This window comes from Streptomyces sp. NBC_00249 (assembly GCF_026342355.1).
GTDB lineage: Bacteria > Actinomycetota > Actinomycetes > Streptomycetales > Streptomycetaceae > Streptomyces.
Genome location: NZ_JAPEMV010000009.1, coordinates 146949 through 158597, shown reverse-complemented (window position 1 = coordinate 158597; position 11649 = coordinate 146949). Strand labels below are relative to the sequence as shown.

Genomic DNA, 11649 nt, shown 5'->3' with positions numbered 1-11649 from the left:
GACGATGGACGCCGCCTTCACCGCGGAGCAGGACGAGATACGCCGCACCCTGCGCGAGATCCTGGGCAAACGCTGCGGCCCGGACGAGGTCAAAGCCGCCGTCCGGACCGCCGCCGGACACGACCCCGAGCTGTGGCAGCAGCTCTCCCGGCAGCTCGGCCTGCCGGGCCTCGCCGTCGCCGAGGAGTACGGCGGCGTCGGCTGCGCCCCCGCCGACCTGGCCCTGGCCTGCGAGGAGACCGGCCGGGTGCTGCTGCCCTCCCCGCTGCTGGCCACCGCCGGGCTCGCCACCCCGCTCGTCACGGCCCTCGGCACCGCCGCGCAGCGCTCCGCCCTGCTGCCCGCGCTCGCCTCCGGGGAGCTGACGGCCGCGCTCGCCGTACCCGGCCCGGCCCTCGCCACCGCCCTCGCGCTGACCGGGGACAACGCCCCCGGCGACTGGGCCGGCGGGGGCCGCGCGGGCGGGGTCCAGGCCCGGACCGGCGAGGACGGGGGCTGGCGGCTGTACGGGGAGGTGCCGCAGGTGCTGGACGGCCACAGCGCCGGCCTGCTCCTGGTCGCCGCGCACACCGGCGGCTTCGCCCGCAGCCGGGCGCTGCTGTTCCTCGTACGGGCGGACGCGCCCGGCCTCGTACGGGACCGGCAGAACACCCTCGACGAGACCCGCCCCCAGGGCCGCGTGCAGCTGCGCGACGTCCCCGCGGAACTGCTGGGAAGCGGGGACGGCGGCAACGGCATCGACAGCGGCATCGGCACCGGCAGCGGCACCGACGGCCGGCGCGAAGCCCAGGCCGCCCGCGTGCTCGCCGCCCTCGCCGGCACCGGACGCACCGCCGCCACCCTGCTCGCCGCCGAGGCGGTCGGCGCGGCCGGGCAGGCGCTCGCCCGCACCGTGGAGTACGTGCGCGGGCGCGAGCAGTTCGGCCGGGCCGTCGGCTCCTTCCAGGCGGTCAAGCACCGCCTCGCCGACCTCTACGTCCACGTCCAGGCGGCGCGTTCCGCCGCCTACTACGCCGCCTGGGACCCGGACCAGGGCGCACTCGCCCTCGCCCAGGCCCTGGAGGCCCTGCGGATCACCTCGGGCGAGGCGATACAGCTGCACGGCGGCATCGGCTTCACCTGGGAGCACGACGCACACCTGTACTTCAAACGGGCCGCCGCCGACGAACTGCTCTTCGGCCCGGTCCACCGGATCCGCGCGCACGCCGCGCACAGCGCCGGCCTGTTCGCCGGGCCGCCGACACCGCCGCCGACACCAGAGAGGGTGGCCGTCTGATGTCTCCCGTGACCACCGGCGTCAAACTGATGCAGAAGGTCTCCTCGACCATGCTGTTCGCGAGGATCGCACCGCACGTCATCCCGGCGATGGACAAGGCGGTGCACAAGCTGACCCGCGGCAAGGTGCTGCTCAGCGCCCGGATGCTGCCGGGCGTGATCCTCACGGCGCGGGGCGCCAAGACGGGTGAGCCGCGCACCACCCCGCTCGCGTGCATGCCCGAGGAAGGTGGCGCGAGCTGGCTGCTGATCGGCTCCAACTTCGGCCGCCCCGGCCACCCGGCATGGACCGGGAACCTGTTGAAGCATCCGGAGGCGGACGTGAACTGGCAGGGGCGGGACATCCCCGTACGGGCCCGGCTGCTGGAGGGGGCCGAGCGCGCCCAGGCATGGCAGGCGGTGCTGAGGTTCTGGCCGCCGTACGCGACGTACCAGGCGCGCATCGAGCGCGAGATCAGGCTGTTCCGCCTGGAGCGGCGACGCTGATCACAGGCGCTGATCACAGGTGCTGGTCACACGTACTGATCGCAGGTACTGATCACAGCTACAGGCAGGGGTGTTGGCGTAGGACGGGCAAGGCCGGCGGACCCTCACTCGGGAGGGTCCGCCGTCACTTGGTCGGCTTCTTCCCGGTGATGCCCAGGTGCACGAGCAGCGCCAGGTTCGGCTTGAGCTCGGCCTGCTTGACGCCCCAGGTCTGGAAGCCCTTCTGGTGCGAGGCGACCGCGGCCAGCATCGCGACCAGGGATCCCGCCATCGCCGCCGGGCTGAGGTCCTTGTCGACCTTGCCCTTGGCCTGGAGCTCCTTCATCGACTCCGTGAGGGAGTTGGTGACGGAGTTCAGGATCTTCATGCGGATCTTGTAGAACCGCTTGTCGCCCTCGGCCGCGCCGAGGTCGACGACCCGCAGGATCGCGTCGTTGCGCCGCCAGAACTCCAGGAATCCTTCCACGAGTTCCTCGGCGGCGGCCCAGCCGGCCTTGCCGACCCAGTTTCGGCCCTCGACCAGCGCCGTCAACTGGGCACCCTCGGTGGCCATTTGCTCGGCGATCTCCAGGACGGCGCCTTCGACGTCCGGGAAGTACTGGTAGAAGGTCGCGGGGGAGGTGCCGGCCTTGCGGGCGACGTCGATCACCTTGACGTCGCGGTACGGCGAGGAGCTGAGCATCTCGCTGAGGCAGTCGAGCAGCTTCTGCCGCGTCGCCTGGCCGCGCCGGCCGGCGACACGCCCGTCGACGGTGCGTACTTGTCCTGTCATGCCGTCAGCTTACCGAGGGGGGATCGGCGCGCTATTCGGCCGCCTGCAAATGGGGTTACCCGGCTACCGGGACCCCGTCGACCTGGGCGGAAGTGTCCGCGCGGTGGCCTTTGCGACGCATTCCGGCCGTGCGGCCGGGGCCCGGGGCCGGGCCCTGCCGCACCCCGCCCGCACCGAGTCCGCACCGCGCCCTCGACCCGCCCGCACCGAGCCCGCACCCCTCCCGCCCGCCCCCGGCAGGCCCACCCGTATCGTGGCGTATCCCCCGAATAGTCTTATCAACAGGCTGTGGACAAGTTTCGGGCAGATCATGGCCAAAAGGCGCAAACCCGCCTGAAAGGTCCGACGGACGGAAGGACCCGGCTCATGGCCGCATTCGCGGAAGGCTCGCCCTGCTGGGTCGACGCCTCGCTCCCGGACGTCGAGGCGGGCAAGCGCTTCTACGGTGAGCTCTTCGGGTGGACCTTCGGCGACAGCGCGGGAGCCGAGTACGGGCACTACACCCAGGCCTACAGCCGCGGCCGCAACGTCGCCGCCCTCGCCCCCAAGCCCGACGGCCGCATGCCCACCGTCTGGGGCGTGTACCTGTACACCTCCGACGCCTACGCCTGCGCGGCCCGCATCCGCGCCGCCGGCGGCCAGATGGTCATGGACCCGCAGCCCGTCGGCCCCTACGGCACCGCCGCGATGGCCGCCGACCCCGGCGGAGCCGTCTTCGGCCTCTGGCAGCCCGGCACCCACCACGGCTTCGACGCCCAGCAGGAGCCGTACACGTACTGCTGGTCGGAGGTCTACACCCGCGCCCGCGACGCCGTCGACGTCTTCTACGCCAAGGTCTTCGGCTACGTACCGCAGGACCAGGACGACGCCGAGAGCGGCATCGAGTACCGCGTCTGGTCCCCGCCCGGCAGCGCCCCCGGCAGCGAGAGTGCCGTCCTCGGCCGCAGCCTCATCACCGACGCCTTCCCGGAGATCATGCCGGCGCACTTCCTGGCGTACTTCGCCGTCCCCGACTGCGACCAGAGCGTCGCCACCGCCCAGCGGCTCGGCGGACGCGTCACCGCCGACCCCTTCGACACGCCGTACGGGCGGATCGCGGTCGTCGCCGACAACCAGGGGGCCGTCTTCGGACTGCTCTCGGAGCCGCGCGTGAGGACCGGCGCGTGAAACCACGGCGGGAGCCGGGGCCGGACCAGGCGCGGGCCTGACAGAATCGGGTGTGCACACCGCCGCACGGGCCGGCCGACCGCCGCCCGGTGCGACGTGTGCGTCCCGGCGCGCAGCTGGTCGTGTGCTGGTGGAAACGGGTCCGGACGGTGGCCCGTACGGGGAGGTGTGGAGGCGAGTGGTGGAGCAGCTGACGCAGCACGACCCGAGACGGATCGGCCCCTTCGAGGTGCTGGGACGGCTCGGCGCCGGCGGCATGGGGCTGGTCTATCTCGCACGGTCGGCGTCCGGCCGCAGGGTCGCGATCAAGACGGTGCGCACCGAGCTCGCCGAGGACCAGCTCTTCCGGGTGCGCTTCACCCGTGAGGTGGAGGCGGCGCGCGCCGTGTCCGGCTTCTACACCGCGGCCGTCGTCGACGCCGATCCGCGGGCCGCCGTGCCCTGGCTGGCCACCGCGTACGTGCCCGCGCCCTCCCTGGAGGAGATCGTCAACGAGTGCGGGCCCATGCCCGCGCAGGCCGTACGGTGGCTCGCCGCCGGAATCGCCGAGGCGCTCCAGTCCATCCACGGTGCCGGACTGGTCCACCGCGACTTGAAGCCGTCCAACGTGCTCGTCGTCGAGGACGGCCCGCGCGTGATCGACTTCGGCATCGCGAGCGGCGTCTCCAACACCCGCCTGACCATGACGAACGTCGCCGTCGGCACCCCCGCCTACATGTCGCCCGAACAGGCGAAGGACTCGCGCAGCGTCAAGGGCGCCAGCGACGTCTTCTCCCTCGGCTCCACCCTCGTCTTCGCCGCGACCGGACACCCCCCGTACCACGGGGCGAACCCGGTCGAGACGGTGTTCATGCTGCTGCGCGAGGGCCCCGACCTGGACGGTCTGCCCGACGAGCTGCGGCCGCTCATCGACTCCTGCATGCAGATGGACGCCACCCAGCGCCCCACCCCCGCCGACCTCCAGGCGCAGCTCGCCCCGCACCTCTTCGAGGGCGGCGACGAGAGCGGCACGGCCTCCGCCTGGCTCCCGACGCGGGCCGTCGCCATGATCGAGGCCCGGCGCGCGGGCAACCGTACGCCCGCCGTGCCCGTGGTCCCGGCGCCCTCCCCGTCCCCGTCCGGGCCGCCGTCCGGCCCGCAGGGCTACTCCACGCACCGCCAGCCGCGCGGCGCCGCCGACCCGTGGGTCGACCCGCGCACCGGGCAGGCCGCCCCGCCGCGCCCCGACCGGCCGCCGATGGCCCCGGTGTCCTCGCTGCCCGGCGCCCCCGTCCGGCTCGGCGGCTCCCCCGTACCGATCGGGCCCGGCCCGCGCGCGACGGCGTCCGCCCCGGCCGGGCACGCCGCCGGGAACGCCGCCACGGGCTGGGTCCGCCCGCCCGGCGCGTCCTCCTCCGTGGTGTCCGCCGCCCCCGCCGCGTCGTCGGCGGCGACCGGCGTCCCGGCGCCCGGGCCGTCCCCGGACAGCGGCCGCTGGCGGCCGTGGCGCTTCCGCATGTCCAACGAGGTGTGGGGCACCCCGACCGTCGCCGGCGACCTGCTCTACGTCACCTCCTTCGAGGTGCACGCCCTGGACGTCGGCAGCGGCCGCCGCCAGTTCAAGACGCGGGACGTCGCCTGGTCCATGGCCGTCGCCGACGGCCGCATCCACGCCTCCGACGGCCCCTCCCTGTACGCGCTCGACGCCAAGGACGGCGCCGAGCGGTGGCGGCTGGCCACCGACTCCTGGGTGTACGCCCTGCGCGCCGACCGGGGCACCGTCATCACCGCCACGCGCGGCGGCGGCGTCCAGGGGTGGGAAGCCTCCAACGGGCAGAAGCTGTGGGAGCTGACCGGCGCCCAGAGCGACTTCGAGACCCCCGAGGCCGCCCCCGTCCTCCACGAGGGCACCGTCTACGTCTGGCAGGACGCCCGGCTGCGCGCCCTCGACGCCCGCTCCGGCCGGGAAGCCTGGTCCTACCCCGTCGGGGACGCCGCGTCCTGCGGCAACGTCCCCGTCCGCGTCACCCCCGCCCCCGACGGCAACGTCTACGTCGCCGCCGGGACCCGCGTCCTGTCCGTGGACCGGGCCTCCGGCCGGGTCCGCTGGCACTTCGAGGCCCCCGCCGTGTTCCTCGCGCCCCCGGCGTTCGCGCCCGGCGCGGCCGTCACCGGCGGAGGCGTCTACCTCGCCGACTACCTGGGCACCGTCTACGCCCTGGACGCCGCCACCGGCAAGGACCGCTGGCGCATCGCCACCGAGCCGCGCCCGGCCTCCGACCCGGTCCTGGTGGCGGGCGGCAACGTCCACCTGGGCGCCGGCAGCGCCCTCTACACCCTCGACGCCGTCACGGGCACCCCGAAGTGGCGGTTCGCGGCCGGCGGCGAGATCACCGGCCCGCCGGCGGTCGCCGACGGCCGGGTCCACTTCGGCTCCGCCGACCACTGCCTCTACACCCTGGACGCGGCGGGCGGCCAGCTCCGCTGGAAGCTCGCCACGGGCGGCGAGATCACCGGCGCCCCGGTGGCGGAGGCGGGCGTGGTGTACGCGTGCAGCAAGGACCGCTGCGTGTACGCCCTGGACGCGGCGAAGGGCACGGGCACCCGGCACGCTTCTTGACGCGCCGCGCCCATTTCCCGACGCGCCGCTCGCGCGGCTCGGCCGCGAGCGGCCTCCCCGGCTTCGCACCGCTGCGCCGGCCTCCGGCCGTCGGTGGCCGGGCGGGGCCGGTCCGGGTGGCCGAGCCCGTCTGTCGTCTGCGGACCGTTGCCGCTACGCGGGGCGTTCCCCTACCCGCCCTTCCACCGTTCCCGCCTCAAACGCCGGCGGGGCTGGATTTATCAGCCTCGCCGGCGTTTGAGGCGCGGGGTCTGGGGCGGAGCCCCAGGGTCTTTCAGCCCCGCCGGCGTTTGAGGCGCGGGGGTCCGGGGGCGGCTCCCGGTGGCGGGCCCGGCCAGGGCAGAGGCGGGGTGCTACGCGGTGCGCGTAAGGCGACTCGGGCCCCGCCAGGTAGCGCACGGCACCAGGAGTGACAGGATGGACCCCATGAGCAACGTCTACTTCGACATCACCATCGACGGCGCCCCCGCCGGCCGTATCGTCTTCGAGCTCTTCGACAAGGTCGTCCCGCAGACCGCGAAGAACTTCCGCGAGCTCGCCACCGGCGAGCACGGCTTCGGTTACGCGGGCTCCGGCTTCCACCGCGTCATCCCCCAGTTCATGCTGCAGGGCGGTGACTTCACCAACCACAACGGCACCGGCGGCAAGAGCATCTACGGCGAGAAGTTCGCGGACGAGAACTTCGACCTGAAGCACGACCGCCCGTACCTGCTGTCGATGGCGAACGCCGGCCGCAACACCAACGGCTCGCAGTTCTTCATCACCACCGTCGTCACCTCGTGGCTCGACGGCAAGCACGTCGTCTTCGGCGAGGTCGTCGAGGGCAAGGAGATCGTCGACAAGATCGAGTCCCTGGGCACCCAGTCGGGCGGCACCAAGGCCAAGATCGAGATCGCCTCCTCGGGCGTCGTCGCCGCCGCCTGATCCCCACCCCGCCAGCCGGCCGGTCGGCCCCGCCCCCTCCCCGGGGGCCGGGGCCGCCGCCGTTTCCGGGGCCGGCCACGATCAGCGCCGACTACGTCGGGCCCCGGGCCCCCGCGTGCCGGACGGGGCGGCGGGGGTCCGGGGGGTCAGAGGGCGCTGCGGGCGGATTCGACGCGGGTGCGCAGGGCCTCGTTCATGGGGGTGAAGTTGCGGGCGGTGCCGGTGAGGCGACTGCCGAGGAGCGGGGCGAGCAGCCCGCGGAAACGTTCGCCGTGCTCCAGGCGCGTGGTGCGGCCCGGGCCTTCGGAGAGGCGGAACCAGTGCTCGGTGTCGAGGAGTCCGCGTACGAGGAAACGGCCGGCCCAGCGCAGCTCGGCGCCGGGGACGGCCGTCAGGACGGTCGGGCGGAAGACGGTCGGCTTCCCCGACTCCGCGTACATCGTCAGTTCCAGCCGCGCCCCGACCGCCACCTCGCCGGCCGCCTGCCGGACGACGGGGTTCCAGGTGCAGTAGCGGGGCAGGTCGGTCAGGGTCGCCCAGACTTGCGCGGGGGTGGCGTCGACGGTGATCTCGGTGGCGGTGGTGCGCACTGGTGCCCTGTTCCTTGTGGTGGGTTCGTACTCACCGAAGGGACGCGGGTGGGGGTGTGCGGCTTGCCGCCGGGTTCGGTGGTCGGATGCAACCACGGATTCCGGGTGGGTGGGTGGGCGTGGGGGGTGTTTTTGCTGGTGGCGCAGGGAATGGAAGGGGGCCTTCCGGGTGTGGGGTGGCGTATCCCGACACGTCGGGCAGGCCCTGGGGGAGCGCGGGGGACGACGGGCGGAGTCCGGCGCGGCGGCGCGAAGCCGGTGAGGCCCCCCCGGGGCCGAGCCGTGCGGGGGGGCGTCAGGAAGGGGCGGTGAACACCTGGACGTCGGGGGTGTCCGCGAGGAGGGACGCCGTGCGGGCGAGGGCTTCGGCGAGGTGCGGGGAGGCCAGGTGGGCCTGCCAGGCGGCCTCGTCCTGCCACTCCTCCAGGATCACCCAGGCGCCCGGGGCGAGCGGGTCCTCGTACGGGCGGTAGGAGAGGTTGCCCGGTTCGGCGCGGGTGGCGGCGACCAGGGCGAGGGCCTGTTCGCGGACCGCCGGCTCCAGGCCCGGGCGGGCCTGGAGGCGGGCGACGGCGGTCACGGTCATCGGGCCGCGCCCTCGATCTTCGTCTTCAGGGCGCCGAGGAGGTCGCGGACCAGGCCGATCGAGGTCTCGTCGGTCAGGTTGCCGTTCTCGTCGAAGCGCTCGTAGGAGCGGAACAGGTGCACCTCGGGCTTCACGACCACGTCGCTGTCGGTCCACACGAACACCTGGCGCAGTGCCAGCTGTGCCCGGACGGTGCCGAAGTTGGTCGGGGCCGCGCCCAGGATCGCGACGGGCTTGCGCAGCAGGGGCAGGCCCTCCTGCTGCGTCCAGTCGGTGCTGGCCCAGTCGACGGCGTTCTTCAGGGTGCCGGGGATGGAGTAGTTGAACTCCGGGGTGGCGATGAGGAGGCCGTCCGCCTCGTTGATCCGCCGGCGCAGGTCGGCGACGGCCGCGGGGCGGTCCTGGGGGTTGTCGAGGTCCTGGTCGTAGGGCGGGAGCTCGCGCAGGCCCTCGTAGATCTCGATGTCGAGGCCGCCGGGCTGGTGCTTGCGGGCGGCGCGCAGGAGGGCGGTGTTGTGGGAGTCGGCGCGCAGGCTGCCGGAGATGGCCAGGATCTTGAAGTCGGACATGGTGGTTCCCCCCGTGTGGTGGCTGGTGCTGTCGCTTCGGCGGTGCGGCGCCGACAACACAGAGACTAAACCGTGTAGTTCAGTCCCGCAACTACACCGTTCGGTTTAGTTACCGGGCGGTGGGTGCGCCTCGACGGGTACCCGAGCCCCGGCGCGACGCCCACCGCCACCGGGCCCGCGCCCACGCCCGCCAAGCCCCGCGCCTGATCAGCGCAGGCGGAACTCCGTGCCCGGCCGTCGGGACGCGAAGAGTTCCGCCTGCCGCTCCGCCGGCAGGTTCCCGAGGGCGATCAGGGCCGGGGCCTGGTCCAGGGCCTGCGCCAGCGCGGCCCGCTTCGCCGACCACAGGGCCCGTACGGTGCCCTGCACGCCCTCCGTCGGGAACCCGGCCAGGGTCCGCGCCGACCGCAGCGCCGCCTCGACGACCTCACCCGGCTCCGCCAGCTCGGAGACCAGCCCGATCTCGTGGGCCCGCCGCGCGGAGAGGCGTTCCGCCGTGCCCATCAGGGACATCCGGGCGACCTCGCCGAAGGGCATCCGCTGCGCCATGTAGACGGCCTCGTAGGCGCTGACCATGCCGTAGGTGGTGTGCGGGTCGAAGAAGGTGGCGGTGGTGGAGGAGACGATGAACTCCGCCTCGCCCAGCAGGTAGAAGGCCCCGCCGCAGGCCATGCCGTTGACGGCGGCGACCACCGGCTTCCACAGGTCGTTGGCCTTCGGGCCGACGGTGAGCAGCGGGTCGTCGACCGAGTACGGGGAGGCGGGCTGCGCCACCTCGGTGCTGCGGTCGATCCCCGTGCAGAAGGCGGCCGTGCCCGCGCCGGTCAGTACGACCGCCCGCACGTCCGGGTCGTGGCGGAACTCCCGCCAGGTGGCCGCCAGTTCGGCGGCCGTCCGCAGGTCGATCGCGTTGTGCCGGGGTTCCCGGTCCAGGGTGACGACCGCGACCCCGGAGTCCTTCTCCCGTTCCACCCGCACCGTCACGGCTTCTCCAGGATCCAGCGCGGCACCGCCATCCCGCCCGACTCGGTGAAGGCCACCTGCACGCGGGCGCCGATGCGCAGCCGGGCCGGGTCCACCGAGTCCAGGGGGGCGTCGGGCGAGGTGACGAGGTTCCCGGCGAGGCGGATGTGCGGGGCGTCGGCGAGTTCCACGAGGACGACGTTGTACGGGGCCTGCGCGGCGTACGCGGGCAGCAGCGGCGGGTGCGGCCGGACGTAGGACCAGATCCGGCCGCGCCCGCTCATCGGGCGCCACTCGCTGTCGAAGGACTGGCAGTGCGGGCAGCAGGGGCGGGGCGGGAAACGCAGCCGGCCGCAGGCGGCGCAGGCCTGGATCCGGAGCTCGCCGAGGGCGGCGTACTCCCAGAAGGGGGCGCCGTCCTCGTCGGGGACGGGGAGCAGGAGCGCCGCTTCTTCCGTGGCGGCCGGTGCTCCGGGTGTCGCGGGTGTGGTGGTCATGGCGGGGCCTCCTCAGGCGCGCAGCAGGATCGCGGACGTCGGGACACCCTCGCCCGCCGTCACCAGGCAGGTCGCGGCGTCCGGCACCTGGGCGGTGGAGGTGCCGCGCAGCTGCTTGACGCCCTCGTTGATCAGGTTGAAGCCGTGCACGTACGCCTCGCTGAGCCCGCCGCCGCCGGTGTTGATCGGGAGCCGGCCGCCGCTCTCCAGGGCGCCGCCCTCGGTGAAGGCGGCGCCCTCGCCGCGCCCGCAGAAGCCGTAGCCCTCCAGGGAGAGCGGGATGAGGGGGGTGAAGGCGTCGTAGATCTGGGCGACGTCCACGTCCTGGGGTCCGAAGTCGGCCTGCTTCCACAGGTGCCGGGCGGCGGTCCAGGCGGGGCCGGACAGGGGGTCGTCGTTCCAGTAGTTGACCATCCCGTGGTGCTGGGCGGGCAGGCCCTGGGCGACGGAGTGCACGTAGACGGGTTTCTGCCGGCAGTCGCGGGCCCGCTCGGCGGAGACGATCACGCAGGCCAGCGCGCCGTCCGTCTCGAGGCAGTTGTCGAAGAGGCAGAGCGGGTCGCTGATCATGCGGGAGGTCATGTACATCTCGCGGGTCAGCGGGCGTTCGTACATCATCGCGGCCGGGTTCTCGTTGGCCCGGTTGCGGCAGGCCATCGCGACGTTGAAGAGGTGGTCGCGGGTGGCGCCGTACTCGTGCATGTAGCGGCGGGCCAGCATGCCGATCTCGTCGGCGGGGCGCAGCAGGCCGAAGGGGCGGGTCCACTGGCCGGGGGTGGGAAGCTGGACGGCGGTGTTCTTCCAGGGGCGGGGGCCGGAGCCGCGTTTGCGGGAGCGCCAGGCGACGCCGACGGTGGCCTGGCCGGTGGCGACGGCGGAGGCGAGGTGGCCGACGGTGGCACAGGAACCGCCGCCGCCGTAGCCGACCTTGGAGAAGTAGGTGACGTCGCCCGCGCCGATGGCCTTCGCCACCTCGACCTCGTCTGTCTCCTCCATGGTGTAGGAGGCGAAGGCGTCGACCTCGGACGGGGCGATGCCGGCGTCGGCGAGCGCGGCGAGGATGGCGCGGCAGGCCAATTCCTTTTCGGACTGCGGCAGTTGTTTCGCAAAGGCGGTCTGGCCGATGCCGACTATTGCCGTAGCGTCCTTGAGCGTTGCCGCCATCGCCACCTCCGGGGTGCGCCAGTACTGACAGCCGCGAAGGCTACAGCTAATCTGACG

At 73.6% G+C, this 11649-nt stretch carries 12 protein-coding genes; 5 read left to right on the top strand and 7 right to left on the bottom strand.

The window, feature by feature from the left end:
• The first annotated feature begins 4 nt into the window (after positions 1–4).
• Together OOK31_RS32560 and OOK31_RS32555 are read left to right on the top strand one after the other, a co-directional pair.
• Positions 5–1276, top strand: a complete 1272-nt coding sequence (locus OOK31_RS32560) for an acyl-CoA dehydrogenase family protein (protein WP_267090996.1) — start codon at positions 5–7, stop codon at positions 1274–1276.
• Positions 1276–1761 carry a nitroreductase family deazaflavin-dependent oxidoreductase gene (locus OOK31_RS32555; protein WP_267090995.1) on the top strand — a complete coding sequence of 162 codons (486 nt, stop codon included), beginning with the start codon at positions 1276–1278 and terminating at the stop codon, positions 1759–1761. Before OOK31_RS32560 ends, OOK31_RS32555 begins: the two co-directional genes overlap by 1 nt.
• Before the next feature lie 124 nt (positions 1762–1885).
• Here OOK31_RS32555 and OOK31_RS32550 read toward each other — a convergent pair whose 3' ends face one another.
• The gene (locus OOK31_RS32550; RefSeq protein WP_053681170.1) at positions 1886–2533 is read right to left on the bottom strand and encodes a TetR family transcriptional regulator; all 648 of its coding nucleotides are present in this window, start codon (positions 2531–2533) and stop codon (positions 1886–1888) included.
• A gap of 366 nt (positions 2534–2899) precedes the next feature.
• Between OOK31_RS32550 and OOK31_RS32545 the strand changes: the two genes are divergently transcribed.
• The 3 genes from OOK31_RS32545 to OOK31_RS32535 all read left to right on the top strand — a co-directional run bounded on the left by OOK31_RS32545 (position 2900) and on the right by OOK31_RS32535 (position 7223).
• Positions 2900–3700: a VOC family protein gene (locus tag OOK31_RS32545; protein ID WP_267090994.1), complete on the top strand. Its 801-nt coding sequence runs from the start codon at positions 2900–2902 to the stop codon at positions 3698–3700.
• A 178-nt stretch (positions 3701–3878) separates the two neighbouring features.
• Positions 3879–6299 (top strand): PQQ-binding-like beta-propeller repeat protein, encoded by a 2421-nt coding sequence (locus tag OOK31_RS32540; protein WP_267090993.1) that lies wholly within the window; start codon positions 3879–3881, stop codon positions 6297–6299.
• 426 nt (positions 6300–6725) lie between these two features.
• Positions 6726–7223: a peptidylprolyl isomerase gene (locus OOK31_RS32535; RefSeq protein ID WP_267091227.1), complete on the top strand. Its 498-nt coding sequence runs from the start codon at positions 6726–6728 to the stop codon at positions 7221–7223.
• Between the two features lie 146 nt (positions 7224–7369).
• Here OOK31_RS32535 and OOK31_RS32530 read toward each other — a convergent pair whose 3' ends face one another.
• From OOK31_RS32530 to OOK31_RS32505, 6 genes are all read right to left on the bottom strand, one after another.
• A complete protein-coding gene (locus OOK31_RS32530) occupies positions 7370–7813 on the bottom strand; it encodes an SRPBCC domain-containing protein (RefSeq protein ID WP_267090992.1) in 444 nt (147 codons plus the stop codon).
• Positions 7814–8108: 295 nt separating this feature from the next.
• A complete protein-coding gene (locus OOK31_RS32525; protein WP_267090991.1) occupies positions 8109–8399 on the bottom strand; it encodes a putative quinol monooxygenase in 291 nt (96 codons plus the stop codon).
• Positions 8396–8968, bottom strand: a complete 573-nt coding sequence (locus OOK31_RS32520; RefSeq protein WP_267090990.1) for an NADPH-dependent FMN reductase — start codon at positions 8966–8968, stop codon at positions 8396–8398. The genes OOK31_RS32525 and OOK31_RS32520 overlap by 4 nt, the downstream gene beginning before the upstream one ends.
• Before the next feature lie 207 nt (positions 8969–9175).
• The gene (locus OOK31_RS32515; protein ID WP_267090989.1) at positions 9176–9952 is read right to left on the bottom strand and encodes an enoyl-CoA hydratase/isomerase family protein; all 777 of its coding nucleotides are present in this window, start codon (positions 9950–9952) and stop codon (positions 9176–9178) included.
• On the bottom strand, positions 9949–10428 hold the full coding sequence (locus OOK31_RS32510; RefSeq protein ID WP_267090988.1) for a Zn-ribbon domain-containing OB-fold protein: 480 nt from the start codon (positions 10426–10428) through the stop codon (positions 9949–9951). The genes OOK31_RS32515 and OOK31_RS32510 overlap by 4 nt, the downstream gene beginning before the upstream one ends.
• Positions 10429–10440: 12 nt before the next feature.
• Positions 10441–11592 (bottom strand): lipid-transfer protein, encoded by a 1152-nt coding sequence (locus OOK31_RS32505; RefSeq protein WP_267090987.1) that lies wholly within the window; start codon positions 11590–11592, stop codon positions 10441–10443.
• Positions 11593–11649: the final 57 nt, after the last annotated feature.